Below are 18,564 nucleotides of genomic sequence, written 5' to 3' on the forward strand. Positions count from 1 at the left end.
CAGCAGGCAGCTTTAGCCCGGATAACTCCTGCTGGGTTCGCCGTCACTTCGTGCTGTCAAACCATTCATTGGCTTCCTTCGTCATCTGCTCTCCGCCAATGCTGTACCATTCCTTGACGAATGTATCGAAATCCTCCAGCGGCTTGCGGCCGTAGATGATCGCCATGATCGCCTCTCCTTCAAGCTTCGTCGTGATGCCTCCCTTGGACTGCATCGCCGGTGTACTGGCACCCAGGAACTTGGGCGCCCAGTAGCTGTCCTTGGCCCATCCATCGACGACGATCTGCGCCGCCTTCAGAATATCGGGATTGCCAAGAGCCGCAGCTTCAGCGTCTGTAAGATTTCCCTGTTCCAGCAAATCCCCTTTGTCTGCGGATTGCTGCAGCACACTGAACGGGTCCTTTGGCTCATACAGGAAGTATTTGTAGACCCCTACCGAGCCTCCGGGGATATCCTCGCTAACTGTGGAGACTGTTCCGTCCGCCTTGAGGGTATAGTCATAGTCTTCGGCCCAGCCGTGCTCGAATTCGCTGCCTGGTTCTTTGTCCACTCCGGCGAACAGACGGTTAAGATACAGGAACAGAGCATCGGTATGCTCAAAGCCTTCCCTTACGAGCATCCCTCCCTTCAGGAACGTGGTATCCCGCGCTCCCGCCTTGCCATTCTCAACGGGAATGGGGTACGGCTTCATTGTCGCTCCCGGCACGTTCTTCTGCAGGTCCGGAACCGGCCAGCTGCCCAGCCAATATGGAGCCACCACAACCCCTACCCGTCCCTGGCCAATCAGCTCGGCGAGCTTGTTCTCATCGTGCAGCCCGGCCTCCTTGGAGATATAGCCCTTCTGGTACCAGTTCCGCATTACCTCAAGGCCTTTCTTCATCTCCGGTACGGTCGAACCGTGCACCAGCTTACCGTCCGCGCCCTGGTTCCACTGGTAAGGAACGGTTCCGAACGGCCCGAAGATCCAGGTGCTCTCCCCGAGCCAGCCTGCCAGCGGATTCGGGTGGCCGCCGCCCGAGCCGAGACTCACGCCCAGCGGAATGATGGAATCCGTATTGCCCGGCTTCTTATCAAGCAGCGCCTGCATGAAGGCCTCCAGCTCCTCAAAGGTTGATGGAGCCTGCATCCCCAGTTCGTCCAGCCAATCCTGGCGGACCCACATGACAGCATTATCGTTACCGGCATTGGCGAAGTAAGGCAGGCCCATATGCTTACCCTCGAAGGTAACCTGGCTCCAGATCAGCGGGTGGGAGCTGAAGATCTCCTTCACACGGTCCGAGGCATACTTGTCGAAATCGGCTGAAACATCCTTGTAGGCTCCGGATTCGATCAGCTCATTCATCAGTCCGATATCCATTGTTGTGACGACATCCGGCAGCTCCTGCTTGGCTGTCAGCATCAGCCGCATCTTGGTGGCGAACTGCTCGCCGGGCACCTCCCACAGATGCTGGATATCAATCCCCAGCTGCTCCTTCGCCCAACGGGTATGCACATTGTCGCTCAGTGTCTCCCCGTTTTTGTACTTGAAGCTGGAATCCGTGGCTGTAACGGTAGTGATGGTGACCGGAGTTTCGAAGCGGTATGTTCCATCCCTGATCCCTTCAATCCGGGCAGCGTCTCCCTCCGCCTCCGCAGGCGCAGACGGCTGGGCGGATACCGGCGGTGCTGTGCCGGCAGCCCCGTTGCTGCTGCTCGGTGAACAAGCTGTGGGCAGCGACAGCAGCAGCGTTGCCGACAATAGCAGCGCGAACCTTTTTTTTGTCCTCTTCATGCAAGTGCCTCCCTGTGTTCCTGTAATCTCTGACGCATTCATCTTATTACAACGCTTTCACGGGAGTAAGAGAGAAAGATTTAAGGTGATATGCTAAATTCTTAAGCATTGTTACAGCAGGCGTTCCCGGTATTCCTGCGGTGTGATCCCGTAATAGTTCTTGAACAGCTTGCTGAAATACGGAGGATTCTGGAAGCCCAGCCGGGCGGCCAGCTCATAAATCCGGATCTCCGTAGAGCGCAGCAGCACCGCCGCCTGCTCCATCCGGTAACGCATAATGTAATCACTCAGATTTTCGCCCGTCTCCTGCTTATACATGGAGGACAGATATACCGCATGGAGCTTCACGTGGTCGGCAATGCTCTGCAGGGAGACATCCCGAGCAAGATTCTCCTCAATGAAGCGGTGGATTCTCGCCAGCAGCTGGCGCTTGTGATCGTTGTATTCCGCATTCTCCGACTGCGCAAGACAGGACAATATCTCTTCCGCCCAGTCAGCAATGGTGGCGGCACTACGCATAATCCGGGCTGGTTCACCAAGCTCTCCCTTGCCGGATGTCGCCTCCATCAGGGTCTTTCCCTGCTGGTGGGCAATGGCCAGGAAAGCGCTCACCAGCGTATGGTACAGCTCGGCCAGATGCTCTTCGGAATCGAGCAGCTTCTCCTCCATTTCGCGGACAATGGCGGCCAGCTTGCTGCGTACTTCATCCCAACGGCCTCCCTCCATCAGCCGCAGGAATGCCGGCGGCGCATAGAGTGAGGTCAAGGTGCGTTCAACCGTCCGGTTGCTGCCCGCTATAGCCAGGAATTCCTGCTCACTGCGCGGGATTTTCCGGAATTCGTTCAGCGACTTGCGGTAGACCTGCGCCAGCTCCATGGGGAATCGCAGCGGTTCACTCAGCAAAAGCGAGACCTGCCCCTTGAGCAGGCCGGAGACCTTCAGCTGCAGTTCATGTGCCTGTGTATGCAGAGCTTTCACCTCCATTTCACCCATCTCCTGCGGTTGCTCCCGGCTGCGCAGCGCAAAGATAAGATAGCCATAGGCATCGCGGCAATGCCAGACATTACAGTGCGGCTCCATAATCTCTGCGGCAATATTCCGTACCGCATATTCAAACAGCAGAGCATCCGGTTCTTCTCCGCTGCCGAATACCTTCTCGGGCCGCACCATCACCAGCAGCAGCGAATCCTCCGCATGGAAGGGGAGCTGGTACTCCTTCAACCGCTCGGCTAACGCTCCATTCTCCGGCAGCTGGCCTGACAGCAGATCATTCAGAAATCCCGACCGCAGCATCGGCATATGCTGGTGCAAGGTCCGCCGCGCCCGTTCCTGGGAAGCAATCTGCTCCCATTCCGTGCGGAGGCCGGCGGCAACCCGCTTCACCTCGGCCAGCAGCTCTTCGTCCTTGACCGGCTTCAGCAGATAGCCTACCGTCCGGTGCTCAATCGCCTGCCGGGCGTATTCAAATTCGCCGAAGCCTGACAGCAGCACACAGCGGGTTCTTGGATAATGCTCATGCACATGCTTGCATAAGGCCAAACCATCCATCCCGGGCATGCGGATATCCGTGACCACAATATCGACCGGATGATGCTTCAGCAGCTCTGCCGCCTCCAGACCGGATGCTGCCTTATACACATGCTCCACACCGGCGGAAGCCCAGTCATTCTGGACCATGCTCTTAAGAATCATCGGCTCGTCATCGACGAGCATCAGCTGCATTTTCACTTGGCTGTCCTCCTTCATGTTCCCTTTTCCAGCGCAGGCTGACCCGTAAACCGCCGAGACCCGGCGAGGCGTCCAGCCTGATGCCGGACCCCGGACCGTACTGCTGCTTCAGACGCTGATTGACATTCCACAGGCCGCAGCCTGTCTGCTCATTCATGGGCAGCTCCAGCTCTTTCATATAGCCGGCGATCTGCTCCTCCGTCATGCCCGCCCCGCTGTCCTCAACCTTCAGCAGATTATACTCCCCTTCTTGTACACCTGTGACCTGTATCGTTCCCGCTCCCGGCTGCGGCTCCACACCATGGATAATGGCATTCTCCACTACAGGCTGCAGAAACAACCGGGGGACTGGCTCAGCCAGCATTTCCATCGGAATATTCAGCACGAAATCCAGACGCTCCAGTCTGAAGGCGTAGATATGCAGATAGTTCCTGGCCTGTTGTACCTCTTCCTCCAGGAGCGGACGCTGGTTCTCCACCCGTGTCGTATAGCGGTAATAATCACCCAGATGATAGACCATCTCCCGGATCGTTTCCGTTTCCCCTGCCTTGGCGCAGGCGGCGATGAAGGAGAGGCAATTGTACAGAAAGTGGGGATGAATCTGGGACTGCAGCTGCTTCAGTGTTGCGAGCCTTGAACGGTTCTGCTCCTCATAGACGTCATTGATCAAATGCTGGGTCTGCTCGGCCATCTCATTGAACCGCAGGCGCATGTAGTCAAATTCGTTATTAAAGCGCTTTCTTATGCGAAAGGAATAATTGCCCCGCTCAAAGCTCCGCAAGCCCTTAACCACCTCTGACACCGGCTTCTGCACATGCTGGTAAAGCAGATAAGAGGCAATAAGCGCCAGCAGGGCCAAAACAACAAAGCTGAGATAGAACATTTTCCGGCTCTGCACAATCGGTGCGTGAATAACATCAAGCGGGACATAATCCACCAGATAGGCGCCTAGGGAGGGCAGATATGCATAGCTGATAAAAGTATCCTCCCCGCCGATTTCAAGGCTCCGGTGTCCGGATTCCTTCATCGGGTCTTTGAGCAGCCGGCGCCCGGTTTCCCTTGCGGCGGCATCGTCTGCGGATGCCGCGCCGTAAGCTGTACCGTAAGCCGTGAGCAGAAAAGCTTTGCCGGGATTATCCTGCTTGTAGTCACCCAGCATCCGCCGGATATTGTCGACCGTGAACCGTACCTCGAATACAGCAACGGGCTCCTGGTTCTGCTCCTGCGAAAGATAAGGGTCCCAGACGAACATCTGATAATACGGATTCACCGCACCGGTGCCCGGATGCAGCCTCCATACACCCGCGGGAGACAGCTTCATCTCCTTCATGTCGAACGTGTCACCCGGATTTGTGGATATACGTCGCCGGCTCTCCGGCAAATAGACGGACAGATCGTTGCGCCAGTTACTGGAAAGGCTCTGCAGCTGCAGCTTTTCCTTGACCTGTGTCTGGTAGTATAGTGTCTGATAATAATCCTCGGTAAGCAGATTGAGCTGCAAATCCGTAATGGAGGAATCTCTCGTCAGCACACTGGAGGATAAGGACAAGCGGTCGATGTTCGACTCAATCTGATTCTTCAGGAAAAACAAGCGGCTTTCGTTGTTATCTGTAATCTGTCCATCGATGACTTCAAGACTCTTCTCACTGAAATACGTATAGAGCAGAGCCATTGGCAAAATCAGCATAAAAATAACGGCAGTGATTTTGACAAATACCGGCCGGTATCCCCGCATGGCAGCACCCCCTTAACAAATTGACAGTTACCTTAAATATCTATATCTGTACAGTTCAGGATTGTCAAGCCTAATATGGTGGTAGAATCCGCAAGCGGCGGACATTTAGGAGGAGACCCGTATGAAGCCAGGCACAGATATGGCGGCCAATGCCGCTCCCAAGGCCAATCCCGGAACCGGCACGATAGCCAGGCAGTTTGCCGCCACATGGAGGCTGCATCTTATGCTGGTGCCAGCCGTCATCATCGCGCTGATATTCAAATATGCCCCTATGCCGGGCATCATCATCGCTTTTCAGGACTTCAAGCCCTGGCAGGGCATTTCCGGCTCTTCGTGGGTGGGCTGGAGCAATTTCGAGCTGATTTTCTCGATGCATGATTCCCGGCAGGTCATTCTCAACACACTGATTATCTCCTGTCTCAAAATCGCCTTCGGGCTCGTAGTTCCGGTGATATTCGCCCTTCTGCTCAACGAAATCCGCCAGACGGGGCTTAAGCGTTCGGTTCAAACCCTGGTCTATCTGCCCCATTTCATGTCATGGGTGATTCTGGGCGGCATTCTTCTTGATCTCTTGTCCCTGGAAGGAATTGTGAACCAGCTGCTCAGCTTCTTCCACATGCAGCCCGTGATGTTCCTCAGTGAAGGGAACTGGTTCCGCTTCACCGTTATTCTAAGCGACCTGTGGAAGGAATTCGGCTTCAGCGCCATCGTCTTCCTGGCTTCACTGTCCGGCATCAATCCCGCGCTCTACGAAGCGGCAGAGATTGACGGGGCGGGCCGTATGAAGCAGACTCTCTACATTACGCTCCCCTCGATGCTGCCGATTATCGTTGTGGTCTTCACCCTGTCGCTGGGTAATATGCTGAACGCCAACTTCGACCAGATCTATAATCTGATCAATTCCCTGGTGCTGGACAAGGGCGATATTATCGATACGTATGTCTACCGTTCTTTCCAGGAAGGCCAATACAGCCTGTCCACCGCCGTCGGCCTGTTCAAGTCGGTGATCGGCTTCATCATGATTGGAGGAGGCTACTATTCAGCCTACAAGTGGGCAAATTACCGGATTTTCTGAGATGCTTGTCAATTTGAAGGAGGAAAGGCCTCATGTACCATAAAAACCCCACCTACCGCGTATTCTATCTGTTCAATATCGCTTTCCTTGTTTTGATTTCCATGGTCTGTGTGCTGCCGCTGCTTCATATCTTTGCGGTGTCCCTCAGCGGCAAATCGGCAGCAGATTCCAACCTAGTCGGACTGATCCCCGTGGATTTCTCTTTGGATGGATATCTGCGTACCTTCGAGAATAGTAATTTCCTGTCGGCACTTCGAATCTCGGTGCTGCGAAGCGCTGTCGGCACGGTACTGGCCATGTGCGTAACGGTGCTGGCCGCCTTCCCCCTCTCGCGGAATTCCAAGGAATTCCGCGGACGCAGCTTCTATGTATGGTTCTTTCTAATTATTATGATCTTTGACGCCGGGCTGGTCCCGCATTATATCCTGATGGAGAAGATCAACCTGATCAATTCCTTCTGGATCTTCATCCTCCCGGGTCTGGTCAATGTCTGGAATATCATCCTGATGATGAATTTCTTCCGGGCATTGCCGCGAGACTTGGATGAAGCCGCGATTATGGACGGTGCAACCTCCTTCCAGATTATGTCCAGAATTTATCTGCCCGTATCGCTCCCGGCCATCGCCACCCTGTCCCTGTTCACCCTTGTGGGCCATTGGAATGCCTGGTTTGACGGCATGCTCTACATGACCTCGCCCGACCGCTGGCCCCTCGCCACGCTGCTGCAGACCATCGTCGTTGTGCAGGACTTCAGCAAGACCGGTATCCGCTTCGAGGATCTGCAAACGCTCTCCAACCGGAGCGTCAAATCCGCGCAGATTTTCATCGCCATGCTGCCCATCCTGCTGGTCTATCCTTTTCTCCAGCGCTTTTTCGTCAAGGGTATCGTGCTTGGTGCCGTTAAGGAGTAGGTTGAACCCTGACAGGCATTACAGCCCATTAAGAACTGTTTATGCAGCACCCGTAAAACGTCAATGAAGCAGCGATTCTCCGATAACGGGGAATGCTGCTTCGCATCTTGCACACAATATCAGAAGGGAATAAAGTAAGTACACCATCTTTATCCGTGAGATTATATTTCTTGTGCAGCAGAGGTATGATCCGGCGCTTTTTGATTCATGATCGGCAACATCACCATTGCGCCGAGGAGGAATAATATCCCTGCTCCGCTAAAGATCGTACTCAGTGAAAAAGCGTTCTTAAGCGCGCCGGCAAAGGACATGGAAACGACCATCATCCCGACAAACATCGGATTCAGCACTCCGTTGACCCGGCCGACAATGGATGTATGTGACCATTTCAGAATCATCGTACTGATCCCGATATGAATGCAAGGGAAAACAAGCCCATTTAGAAACTGGATGCTAAGCGTGAGCGGAATGCTTGTCGAAAACCCGACAATCGTGGTACAAACGGCGCCTGTCAGCATGCCTATAGCCAGGAGAAGCTGGGGCGGTACTCTTTTGGCAAAGACGGCTACAATCCCTCCCCCGATCAGCATGGCTGCTCCATTCACCATAAGCATATATTGCAGGAACTCCTCACTTCGGCCCAGCCGCTCTGTTACGATAAACAGATTGAGCGCTTGGGCTACTCCAACCGAAAGTCCAGCCAGAATAAATGCGAGTCCGAGCATACGCAGCACCTGGCTCTGCCAGACATAACGAAAGCCTTCGATGAAATCTTTACGGAATTGCCCTTTTACCTTGACCGTTTGGGATTGCATCTGATCCTCGGGCAGACGAACAAGGACGAGCGCAGACAGCAGAAAAACCACACCCATTACAGCGATTGAGGTTTCCAGGCCAAAGGTGCTATAAACGAAAGTGCCCAGCATGGGCCCAAGCACCATGAAGATGGCCATCAGCGATTGGAAGAGCGCCATGCCCTGCTGAAGCTGTTCTTCAGGCACATGGTATTTAAATAACCGCATGCTGGAAGGCTGTGAGAACTGGGAAAGAATAGCCGAGATGAAGGCGACCAGGTACACGGATTCCCAAGAACCGAAGTGAATGCTCATCAGAACGGCGAACACCGATACTGCGGATAGTGAATCGCACCAGATCATAGTCCGCTTCGGCCGCCACCGGTCGGCAAACGTACCTCCGATGAATGAAAACACAAAAATAGGCGCGAATTCAGCTACGCTAATCAGGGAAATAGCGTAGGGATCATTGTTGGTTCTGTCTGCAACATAGAGAAGAATAGCAAAATTACGCACCCAGATGCCAATCTGCAGCAGCACGCTTGATAAAAGAATTGTCTGCAGGAACCGGTTACGGAACAGGCTCGGCGGGTTTGCGCTTGTTTCAGGCCTCATCAGTCTTTATACCTCCTATTGATCCATAAATATACTTCCCTTAATGATAGGCAAGGGTCTCCTTTCCCATCCTTATTATACGGACCAGACCCGGATCTATAAAGGCTTAAGTAAATAAATAGGAGCAGTTTCTCACCTCAATAAGGGCTGTCCCAAAAGGCAGCCTTGGTTTTTTTGAGTAGGTTCAACGTGCGATGCTCCGAGAACGGACCGTTGTTCCAATCGCTGTGCTCTCCAGATTTTTTTCATTTCCCTTAGCGGTGAAAATCCGGAGACCAAGGCGAACGCTTCCGCTTTACCAAAAGGAGCGATTTCTTTGTACATTCAATAGTCCATGGACCAACTTTGCTTGCCAATGGACTTGGAAGAAGACATTCCAGAAAACCTCCTCGATCGCGCTCGTTAACGCAGCCGTTAATCGGCTTGACGATACCATCATGGAAAAGGCGCGGCCGATCGTGGGGAATTTCCCAGAACGGTGATTGCGGATGCAGGCTACGGCAGTTAAGAAAACTACGCCTACCTGAAAAAGGATAAGATTCAGGCAATTCGGAAACGTCATGACGGAACCGGAAAGTGTATTTGGACAACTGAAGAATAACCGGGGCTTCCGGCGCTTTCTGCTTCGCGGCATGGAAAAAGTGACGCTTGAGATCGGTTGGCTTTTGCTTACTCATAATCTGCTGAAGCAAGCCACCAATGACCAAAAACGCAGAGCAGCGATGCTCCAATAACGGGAGAATCGCTGCTCTGCTCACTTTTTGTAGTTTTTGGGACAGCCCCTTAAGGCAATGACCTGTTTCCCGTAGTTATTTCGAAATCGATTTGAAAGACTCGGTCTGCTGTGTAATGCCCTTCTCTGCCGCAAAGCGCTCAATGCTCGACGCGCCGAAGAACCCATCGATGCCCTTCGTTCTCTGAATGACATAAGCGGCATCCTCCGGCTCTGCAATCGGTCCGCCGTGGCAAATAATCATGATGTCCGGGTTCACAGCCCGCCCGGCTTCAATAATCGCTTCAATTCGTTCTACACAGTCGTCCAGGGTCAGTGCTGTTCTGGCACCGATCGTGCCCTTCGTCGTCAAGCCCATGTGGGCAACCAGAATATCAGCACCCGCCTCCGCCATGGCTTTGGCCTGCACAGGATCAAAGACATACGGGGTGGTTAGTAAATCCAGCTCATGGGCGATACGGATCATTTCAACTTCCAGGTCGTACCCCATACCGGTTTCCTCCAGATTTTGTCTAAATACCCCATCAATCAAGCCTACTGTAGGGAAGTTCTGGACACCGCTGAAGCCCTGCTCCTTCAATTGCTTCAGATATACCTCCATCACCCGGAACGGGTCTGTGCCGCATACCCCTGCCAGAACAGGAGTATGCTTGACAACGGGCAGCACCTCTGCGCCCATCTCAATGACGATCTGATTGGCATCCCCATAGGACAGCAAGCCCGCCAGTGAACCACGGCCTGCCATTCTGTAACGGCCGGAATTATATATAATCAGCATATCCGCTCCGCCTGCTTCACTGCTCTTGGCGGTAATCCCTGTGCCGGCCCCGACACCGAGGAGAATCTTGCCCAGATCCACCTCATTCTTGAATTTGGCCATAATTTCTGTTCTGCTTAGCTTGTTCATTCGTATATCCTCCTTATTGTTATTCAGGAGATCGATGTGCATGCATGAGTTCGATCAGCTTGAGTGCTGCAGCCTCTGCAAAGGCCGGATCGTTGATGGCGCAATCCATCTCAATGACTTCAACCCTTGTGCGGTCAACATGCTGGCGCAGGGTATCGAATAACATCCGGTCCTTCTCCGGTCCGTAGAAGGGCTGCCCCTCCACATCAATCGCGGAAATGCCCCTAAGCGGCAGCATCAGCACGGTGCTCTCTTCGGCCATGTTCAGCTTCTCTGCCAGTTTCCTTCCGATCTGTTCATTCTCCGCCACTGTCGTTCTCATCAGGGTAACGGTCGGATTATGCTGATAAAAGGTATGATCCTTGAATTTCTCCGGCACGGTATCTGCCGGTCCAAAATTGCACATATCCAAAGCGCCCACGGAGACTACCTGCGGAATGCGCTTGCGTCCTGCAGCCTCCAGGCGGTGCGGCCCCGCATTCAAGACTCCGCCGATGATCTCATCCGCCCACTCGGTCGTCGTCAAGTCGAGTACCCCTTCAATGAAACCTGCCTCGATCAGCGCCTCCATTGATTGTCCCCCGATGCCTGTGGCGTGGAACACAAGCACCTCGTAGCCCCGTTCCTCCAGATATTTTCTTGCCGCTGTCACACAGGGCGTTGTTACTCCGAACATCGTGGCTGCCACTAGCGGCTTCTTCTCCGGTATATGCGTATGCTCAAATTTAAGCATTCCCGCCATCGCAAATATTGCGTTTGTAAATATTGCTGTGGAAATCGAATTCAAGCCTGCGACATCCACCACAGAGGGAATCATGATGATATCGCTTATGCCTACGTATGGAGCTGTATTTCCGGATGCAACCGTTGATACCAATACCTTCGGAACGCCAATTGGCAGGGCTCTCATAGCCGGCGCGACCAGTGAGGTTCCGCCGGTACCCCCAAAAGATATGATACCGTCAAATTTCCCCTGCTTGTACAACTGGGGGATCAGCTTCTCCAATCCTTGGGATAGCAGCTCTGTAGCCAAAGCCCGGTCCTTCCTTGCTGCAAGCTCCTCTATGTCCTTACCAGCAGCGTACGCGACCTCCCGGTTAGACACATCCGGAATAAAGGCCGGCTCGAACACGCCCGTATGGATCATTAGGGTCCCCAGCCCAAGCTCTTCGGCAATCCTCTTGATGTATAGATACTCCTCACCTTTCGTATCAAACGTTCCAGCTATTGCGATGGTCTTCATTCTGCAGCCTCCTCATATGGATCATCTGGAACAGTGCTCAATCCCGGTAGCCGAGCGCTATAGACTAATCATACGGGGCTTGCTTAAGAATGAAAACGCTTTTATGTACTATGTTTTTGTGTTTAGGTTAGATCTGTACTGCTTGGGAGAGCAGCCCTTCAGCTTTTTAAACATTTTGCTGAATTGGGCATAATCCGGATACCCTGCCATCGCGGCCACCTCGGATAATTGAAGCTGCGGTGCCTGGAGCAGCGTTGCAGCTTTATTGATGCGGAAGCTCACCAGGTAGCTCTGAAAGCTGCAGCCCACCTCTTTTTTAAACAAGCTGCTTAAGTAACTGCGCGATACATGAGCTACCTTTGCCAAATCCGCAAAAACAACTTCATCGCTGTAGTTATGTGCGACATACTCTTTGACAAACTCAACGTAATCATAATGCCTCGTGATGCCGCTGAGCATTTTGACCATGAAATCATCCTCATTCAGCTTGCCCAGTCGCTTGAAATCGCGGGTAATTGCCGTAATCGACTGCTCGGATGGAATCCGTTCAAAGGCAGAGCCGCCAATGTAGCCCATAATATCTGTGTTATTGCTGTACATGTACTGGACGTCGACGGGTGTCTTCACCGGACCGCCGTAAATCATCTTAATCACATCTGGCTTAAGTTGCCCGCAGGCAGCAAAAATGCGCAGTGCCCTTGCTTTGGCTGCCTCTAAGGAGACAACCTTCCGCGCCCCTACTAATCCGCCTTCGGTCAGGCCGAGATGAGCACAGATTACATCTGCCCCCGCCTCGAGCATCTGGACCGCCTGGGACTCGTCAAATACGAAGGCCACCGTAAACAGCTCCTGCCGGTGGGCCAGTCGTATGGCCTCAACCTCTTTGTCATAGCTGATTCCGTCTTCCTCCAGAGCCTCTCTGAATAATCCGTCTATCAGGCCGACTGTCGGATAATTATTGACTCCCGCAAAGCCTTTTTCCTTGATATCCATTATATAACCGGCTATTTCTCTGGTGGGATCATTCGCATTCAGCCCGAAGAGCACGGGAGTATGCCTCACCAGCGGCACAATTTCCCTTGACCCGAAGTCCATCACCATATCATTGCTGTTGCAGAACGGTAAAAAGCCTGCCAGAGAGCTTCTCCCCATCTGGCGGAACTTGCCGGAGTTCAGCATTAATATAAAGTCCGCTCCGCTCTGGGCGGCAACCTTGGCTGTAATCCCCGTACCTGTCGAGACACCAATGACATGATTACCCTCATGCAGTTGTGATTGAAGGCGCTCCAGTATGGCTGTTCTGTTCAAGCTCTATCGCTCCTCATCTCTTCAGATTCCTCAATCTTAACCATCTTATATAAAAGAAAAAGCCACCCTGCTACTGAGAGCGCTTCAATCCTGTATCTTCTATTATAACAATGTACAGGAGCTGAAAAACCATAACCCGCAAAGTTACTTTTGCGGGTTATGGTTTCTGTTTGGGTCTGTATTTGAAGGGTCTGTATCCGTATCTGCCGTTACTTTTTCCCCTGTGCCTGCTGGGTAGGACCATAATTGGCGGCTCCGGTGAAGTGAACATCATCCGCCGACGGATAGTATTTCGGGACCTGTAAATCCCGCTGGTACAGTCTTAAGTGCTCTCCGCGCGGAACAATATCGACGACATCACAGCCTCTCCAGGATACCGAATATTGTTCGCCGCGCACCGTTTCTTGTACCACCGCCGTCTCCACAGGATGCTCCAGCTCCACTATATCCCCTGCCTTAACATTGCGGAATACCACCAGATTTCCCTCTCTTGAGGGTGCACAGGCTATTCCATTAATCCTCCCTTCGAGGTTCTGCCCCATCCAGTCGTACACCCGTACTGCAACATCATATGTCTGCTTGGGCTTGATGGAAATATAGCCTGTATCGGGGTAATTCATGCTCACCGTGGCTTCCTCTGTTTCTTTATCGACAGGGATATTAACGAGAACCATTCCACCGCGGTATTCCACCGCCCGGTTCCATATGATCTCCAGGGCCACCGGAGCCATGCCGACGCAGCAGCCCGCAATGGAGCGGAACTTGGACAATGAGATGGAGTTGACGAGGGAGCCGCCGGTGAAGCCGCCAATCATTCTCTTGTCAATCTCCCTGTAGGTGACCCCCTGCCCATCAGGTAAGGTATTGTCTGTCACTACATAAGATGCCACCTTGAGCTGATTCTCCACCAGCTGGTTCCGTGCAAACAGGGTCATATCGTTCCAATATTCCTCGTACCCGGCCAGAATTAACTCATTCGCGCATTCGATCATATCCTTAATGCAGCAGGTTTCACAGTGCTCCTCATGCTGCGGATGCCACTGGGCATATTCCGGTACCCAGCCGAAGGAGGAGGACAAGGAACGGATATAATCATAGATCCCTTTACCCGCGGTAATATACCGCCCGGCGCCTGTGATGCGTCCAAGACGGACGAGTCCGGAGGCAACCCAGCCTGCCGAATGGATATGGCCGAAAAACTCCATTTTGTAATTAAAATAACGCGAGGGTCCCAGGAGGTGGTTGGCAATGCCAACAGCCAGATCAAGCGCCACCCCGTCTCCGGTGATCTCATATCTGCGCACCAGGGAGTGAAGCATAATCGCATTGCGAATTCCCTGCTCCCCCCGTCCGGTGTGCCTGGACAGATCGAATCCGCCGTCTTTCAAATATACGTCATTGGGGAATTCATATACCGGCTCCTTTTCCTCATAATCACCTGACCAGAAGGTTCTTACCTTCCTTTCGATGACAAGGGAGCGTAGCCCTCTTACAAGCTCGGAAGCCTTCTTTTCCGGTTCCGGGTCCAAAGGGTTATTCTCCACCATCCTGTTCAGTGCCGGAAGAATATAGCCCATTTCGTGAAAGGAGCTGTGATTCGTATGTGTCCAGGAGTATGGCTCATGAAAGCGCAGCCCGTGCTCTCCCCAAGACTTCATAAGATGGCGGTAAAAGGATAACTGAACCTCAGCTCCCTCTTCGGTCTTCAGCATTTTCCGGACGGCGTCAATGGCTTCGTACCAGGAGCCGACCAGCTCCGCGTCGTCTACCCGGCAATGAGCAGCTTCCGCAGGCTTCTTATGAGGGAGCACAAGCCAATACGGAAGGTTATCCGCTTTCTCATCCACCATGGATGTCAGATACCCCAGAACAAGCTGCGCATTTCGTAAAGGCTCAAATTTCTCGTATGCGGGAGTAGCCATATCTATTCCTCCATAGCCCCCTCTGCTTCTGCAGATTGATCCTTCGATTCCTGGTGGGCAGTATCGGCATCAGTATTAATATTAATCATGCTAACCTTAAAGTCGTCGTAGTCGATGGAGGCGTTGGCGTAGCCGTCGATGCCGAACAGCTGGCCGGTCAGCTTGCTGCCGCCGGTATGGCGGAAGCTGAAGTCCGTGGCCACCGGAGCAGGAGCATCGTTAATATAGACGGTATAAGTCTTGGCGTCCCAGTTAGCGACCATTTTGATTTTGTACCATGTGCTCAGACTGAAGTCTTTAACCTTAACCTTATTGGAGGCTCCATTCTGCACGATGATTTTACCTGTATCAAACGCCGTGACCATGGAATAATTGCCGTTTCCGCTGTCGTTCCTCACCATGGCGCCATTGGCGTACGGGAAGCTACTGTTCAATCTGACGCGATATTCGATGACGATACGTTCATCCGCCTCAGCTTTGACCTCACCTGTATATGGCAGGAACAGATTGGCCTTGCCCGCTGTAGCGGTAGTCGTCAGCCGGAGGAATTTATTCCCGCCTTCCTCCTGCACAGTGGTGGTAGCGCCGCCAGTGAGAGCTTCGCTGACAATACCGTAAGGGTATTTGCCTTCCGTGTCGCCGGAGAAATCCCGGTAAGCGTTATAGAACACGCCATCCTGTGTAGTGTTAAGCGAAGCTAACAGGGCGGCCTCTGCTTCAGCAAGCTTATTAAGCTCCCTGTCAAACTGCTCTTTGGTCAAATTCGCGTTCCCGGCCAGTTCCTCCGCGTGATCCACTTCTGCCACGAAGGCGTTATACTTCGATTGACTATAGTTACCTAGCCCGTCTCCCAAAGGATAGGAGAAATTGACCAGCTTGCCGCGGAGCTGGTTCACAATCTCATCCAGACCATAACCCGGAACAACTTCTACGGAAACGGTGGAGAAGAACTCACGTCCGGCCAGCTTCAGGGTAACAGGCACCTGAACTGTGCCAATCGAACTGAAATCAAGTCCTGTCAGCTCCCGGCTGACGACAGCGGCCTGCTTCGGCTTATTATTGTAAACGACATCCACAATGCCGGGCAGCTTGGGGCTTACACCAGAAGGAGTCCTCACCGCAGTTACCACTTGAACCACCTCAGAAGCTGCGATGACGGTCAGGTTGTATTCCGCCTGCTTACCGCTATACGCGGCTGTTATAAGAGCTGTGCCCGGTTTAACCGCATACACCGATTGGCCAACCGAACCGGACTCCATCCTGGCTACCTCGGGATCGCTGCTGGTATACTGGGCATCGCCTGTCACCTTTCGAACTTCATAGTTGTTATAATGTGCTGTTAGCTGAAGGGGCGAGCTGGTCTGCCCGCTGGTCAGTATAGGGGACAATCCCTTCATCACAACAGACTGCACCGATTTAGGCTCTGCAGTTACGGTAACCGCGGCCGTTGTTGTTTTCCCGTTGTAGGCAGCGGTGATAGTGACACTGCCTGCCTTTAGAGCCTCAATCAGATTCCCTGTAATAACGGCCACCTTCGTATCAGAAGAACTGAAGACCGCTCCTGTATTAACAGTGGAATAAGTAGTGCCTGTTACCGAATACAGGGGCAAACTGCGGGTTTCCCCCAAGCCCAGCGTGAACCCTGGAGCTTCAAATAGAAGCTCTGACGTATTCAGCCGGAACACATCCATACTGTCGATTTCGGCAACATTTTTCCCCTTGTAGAAGCTGATGGTGTTGCTGCCTTGTTCAAGATAGACCTTCGCCGTGGAAGCCCCCCAGCGGTTCAATCCCGAATAGACAATGTTCAGATTGGCACCGGAACCGCCGTTGACCGACAAGATATGGGAGGCCTCTCCCGCATCCGGTGAGCCATTGGCATTACGTACAGACAGCATATAAAAGCCCGCCTCCGGCACGTTAACTGTAAACCGGGCATAATCATTGTCGTTCCTGATGTTGGCGACTTTCATCCCGCCGGAAGCGGAGGCTTCCCGCCGGACAGCCGGGAAAGATTCACCAGCCGGATCTTTCACCAGTATCGCTGCTTCTGCTTCATAACGCGTCCGCACCGGCTCACCCGAAGGCACTGCAAGCGGACTGTTCGGATCGGCGGGTTCTCCCAGGTTCGGCGTATGGTCTGCATTCCAGGTGAACCTCTGCGCACGGACATTGCGGGTCCAGCCTGAGCCCGGCCAGCGGGCGGTATGGTAGATAATCCAGTCCTCTGTACCGTCTGGAGAGGTGACGATACTGTGGTGGCCCGGGCCGTAGACGCCATTCGCACTGGAGAAGACCGGCTGATCGCGCTTGATCCAGGAGCCTGGGTTCAGCGGATCATCACTGAGCTTGGCGGTAATCAGCCCAAGGCAGTAGCTGTCTGTCCAGCTTCCATTGGCAGAATAGATCAGATTAATAGTGTCCCCCTTTATAGTGATCTGCGGACCTTCATTGATTCTGCCCGGGGACGTCTCCCAATCATGTTCAGGCGTAGATATCAGTACCCGCTGCGAGCTTATGGTCCGCGGATCGCTCATCCGGGCGATGTATAGATTCTGGAAGCTTCCGTCCGTATCTTCCCAGCCGGACCAGATGAAATAGTGTTGCTCACCCACCGTCAGCACCGTTCCGTCGATCGCCCAGCGGTCGGTGGGATCGGTGATTTTACCTTTGAACTCCCAGGTTCCGCTTAGCGGATCTGCACTGGCGTTCTCCAGCACGTACATACGGTGGTTGGCGTTGGTTCCGTTGTCGGCTGCGAAGTAGATGTACCATTTGTACGCTCCGTCCGTATCTTTGAGATAGTGCATTTCCGGCGCCCACACATTGGAGCTATACTGCGTCCCCTTAACCGGTGTCCAGGCCAGGCTCCGCTCACCCGCTTCAATGCCGGTGATGGTCTTCGCCCTGCGGATCATGATCCCGCTGGCATTGACGAATACGTTGTAATAATAGCCGTCCGTATGCTGGTATACCCAAGGATCGGCTCCCGTCTGCATAATAACATTGTAGAAATCGGACACGTTATTCCCTCCTTGTACAGCGGCCGGCCCCGGTGAAGCCGGCGTTGACTCTTCCGCAGCAGCCACCCCGCCCCATTGTGGCAGCATCAGCAGCAGTGCGAGACACAGCAGCAGCACTCTGGATTTTTTGCCAGGCATGTGTAGCCCTTCTTCGATAGATAAAAACGCTTTCATTTTTTCATCTCCCTCTTGTTTAGATTTTTCAGGTTAGCGTCCTCATTCTACCTTCTGGAGAACTTTTAAAAAATGTACTATCTTAAATGGTTTTTGTAACCGTTTTAGAAAAAGTGCCTTCACTGTGGCAGGAAACCATAAAATCAACCGGAGGGTGAATCTGAGGTTATATAAGAGGCACTTAAGTATTGAACTTGAAGCTTCGTCGTCACTGCGGTGAACATTTGACTTCCGCCGCTGTTGTCACCAGATTTCTTGATTAATACGGCTCTTCGCGGTGGAAATCCGGTGACTGCTGCTGCTTCCGATGCTAGCTTTCCTGCGGAAAGCTTTCAGGCGGTCGCTACCGCTCCTACAGTTCCAAATTTCCCCTCCGTTTCTTTTGCTTTTTGTTTATCTCTTTAGTGCCTCTTATATGGAATAAATGATTAGTTGGATAAACGTATCTTAATTTGAATGCTTTGCAGCGTCTGAGAGAATTAGTTGGAAAAACGTCATTTAATTTCATGGATTTCCTCTACTCTGCTCGATTTGCCGCCTATTAAGTGCTATTTTTCCAACTGTTCCCTGTGAAGGACACCTCTGTTCATGAGCAAGTGTAGTTAATCCAACTGCTATTTCCGGC

General features: G+C 52.8%; 11 protein-coding genes and 1 pseudogene. 3 read left to right on the top strand and 9 right to left on the bottom strand.

Going from position 1 to position 18,564, the window contains the following annotated elements; genetic code table 11:
* Positions 1-43: 43 nt before the first annotated feature.
* The 3 genes from NYE33_RS22540 to NYE33_RS22550 all read right to left on the bottom strand — a co-directional run bounded on the left by NYE33_RS22540 (position 44) and on the right by NYE33_RS22550 (position 5,234).
* On the bottom strand, positions 44-1,771 hold the full coding sequence (locus NYE33_RS22540) for an extracellular solute-binding protein (RefSeq protein WP_042137515.1): 1,728 nt from the start codon (positions 1,769-1,771) through the stop codon (positions 44-46).
* Positions 1,772-1,882: 111 nt separating this feature from the next.
* Entirely contained in the window at positions 1,883-3,493 is a 1,611-nt protein-coding gene (locus NYE33_RS22545) for a response regulator (protein ID WP_341068728.1), read from the bottom strand.
* On the bottom strand, positions 3,471-5,234 hold the full coding sequence (locus NYE33_RS22550) for a cache domain-containing sensor histidine kinase (protein ID WP_341067642.1): 1,764 nt from the start codon (positions 5,232-5,234) through the stop codon (positions 3,471-3,473). The genes NYE33_RS22545 and NYE33_RS22550 overlap by 23 nt, the downstream gene beginning before the upstream one ends.
* Positions 5,235-5,373: 139 nt before the next feature.
* Between NYE33_RS22550 and NYE33_RS22555 the strand changes: the two genes are divergently transcribed.
* On the top strand, positions 5,374-6,309 hold the full coding sequence (locus NYE33_RS22555) for an ABC transporter permease (RefSeq protein WP_083705389.1): 936 nt from the start codon (positions 5,374-5,376) through the stop codon (positions 6,307-6,309).
* Positions 6,310-6,341: 32 nt separating this feature from the next.
* Positions 6,342-7,220, top strand: coding sequence for a carbohydrate ABC transporter permease (locus NYE33_RS22560; RefSeq protein ID WP_042137512.1), 879 nt, complete (start codon positions 6,342-6,344; stop codon positions 7,218-7,220).
* A gap of 161 nt (positions 7,221-7,381) precedes the next feature.
* On the opposite strand, the gene NYE33_RS22565 is transcribed toward NYE33_RS22560, so the two are convergent.
* Positions 7,382-8,629, bottom strand: coding sequence for an MFS transporter (locus NYE33_RS22565; protein WP_336100290.1), 1,248 nt, complete (start codon positions 8,627-8,629; stop codon positions 7,382-7,384).
* A 560-nt stretch (positions 8,630-9,189) separates the two neighbouring features.
* Between NYE33_RS22565 and NYE33_RS22570 the strand changes: the two are divergent.
* Positions 9,190-9,363, top strand: a pseudogene (locus tag NYE33_RS22570) (transposase); the annotation flags it as partial.
* A gap of 75 nt (positions 9,364-9,438) precedes the next feature.
* On the opposite strand, the gene NYE33_RS22575 reads toward NYE33_RS22570, so the two are convergent.
* From NYE33_RS22575 to NYE33_RS22595, 5 genes are all read right to left on the bottom strand, one after another.
* The gene (locus tag NYE33_RS22575; protein ID WP_445669820.1) at positions 9,439-10,242 is read right to left on the bottom strand and encodes a phosphoenolpyruvate hydrolase family protein; all 804 of its coding nucleotides are present in this window, start codon (positions 10,240-10,242) and stop codon (positions 9,439-9,441) included.
* Between the two features lie 46 nt (positions 10,243-10,288).
* Complete coding sequence (locus NYE33_RS22580) at positions 10,289-11,512, bottom strand: Tm-1-like ATP-binding domain-containing protein (protein ID WP_341067651.1); 1,224 nt, start codon at positions 11,510-11,512, stop codon at positions 10,289-10,291.
* 108 nt (positions 11,513-11,620) lie between these two features.
* Positions 11,621-12,820, bottom strand: a complete 1,200-nt coding sequence (locus NYE33_RS22585) for a phosphoenolpyruvate hydrolase family protein (RefSeq protein ID WP_341067653.1) — start codon at positions 12,818-12,820, stop codon at positions 11,621-11,623.
* Between the two features lie 209 nt (positions 12,821-13,029).
* Positions 13,030-14,742 carry a hypothetical protein gene (locus NYE33_RS22590; protein ID WP_336100294.1) on the bottom strand — a complete coding sequence of 571 codons (1,713 nt, stop codon included), beginning with the start codon at positions 14,740-14,742 and terminating at the stop codon, positions 13,030-13,032.
* A gap of 2 nt (positions 14,743-14,744) precedes the next feature.
* Positions 14,745-17,903, bottom strand: coding sequence for a family 43 glycosylhydrolase (locus NYE33_RS22595; protein WP_341067655.1), 3,159 nt, complete (start codon positions 17,901-17,903; stop codon positions 14,745-14,747).
* Positions 17,904-18,564 lie beyond the last annotated feature (661 nt).

The organism is Paenibacillus sp. FSL R10-2199, assembly GCF_038000235.1.
Lineage (GTDB): Bacteria > Bacillota > Bacilli > Paenibacillales > Paenibacillaceae > Paenibacillus_AQ > Paenibacillus_AQ phytohabitans.

What these genes read in the sequence shown, in the direction of transcription:
- NYE33_RS22540 (WP_042137515.1), bottom strand. Translation starts at nt 1,771, where the DNA reads ATGAAGAGGACAAAAAAAAGGTTCGCGCTGCTATTGTCGGCAACGCTG.
- NYE33_RS22545 (WP_341068728.1), bottom strand. Translation starts at nt 3,493, where the DNA reads ATGCAGCTGATGCTCGTCGATGACGAGCCGATGATTCTTAAGAGCATG.
- NYE33_RS22550 (WP_341067642.1), bottom strand. Translation starts at nt 5,234, where the DNA reads ATGCGGGGATACCGGCCGGTATTTGTCAAAATCACTGCCGTTATTTTT.
- NYE33_RS22555 (WP_083705389.1), top strand. Translation starts at nt 5,374, where the DNA reads ATGGCGGCCAATGCCGCTCCCAAGGCCAATCCCGGAACCGGCACGATA.
- NYE33_RS22560 (WP_042137512.1), top strand. Translation starts at nt 6,342, where the DNA reads ATGTACCATAAAAACCCCACCTACCGCGTATTCTATCTGTTCAATATC.
- NYE33_RS22565 (WP_336100290.1), bottom strand. Translation starts at nt 8,629, where the DNA reads ATGAGGCCTGAAACAAGCGCAAACCCGCCGAGCCTGTTCCGTAACCGG.
- NYE33_RS22575 (WP_445669820.1), bottom strand. Translation starts at nt 10,242, where the DNA reads ATGGCCAAATTCAAGAATGAGGTGGATCTGGGCAAGATTCTCCTCGGT.
- NYE33_RS22580 (WP_341067651.1), bottom strand. Translation starts at nt 11,512, where the DNA reads ATGAAGACCATCGCAATAGCTGGAACGTTTGATACGAAAGGTGAGGAG.
- NYE33_RS22590 (WP_336100294.1), bottom strand. Translation starts at nt 14,742, where the DNA reads ATGGCTACTCCCGCATACGAGAAATTTGAGCCTTTACGAAATGCGCAG.
- NYE33_RS22595 (WP_341067655.1), bottom strand. Translation starts at nt 17,903, where the DNA reads ATGCCTGGCAAAAAATCCAGAGTGCTGCTGCTGTGTCTCGCACTGCTG.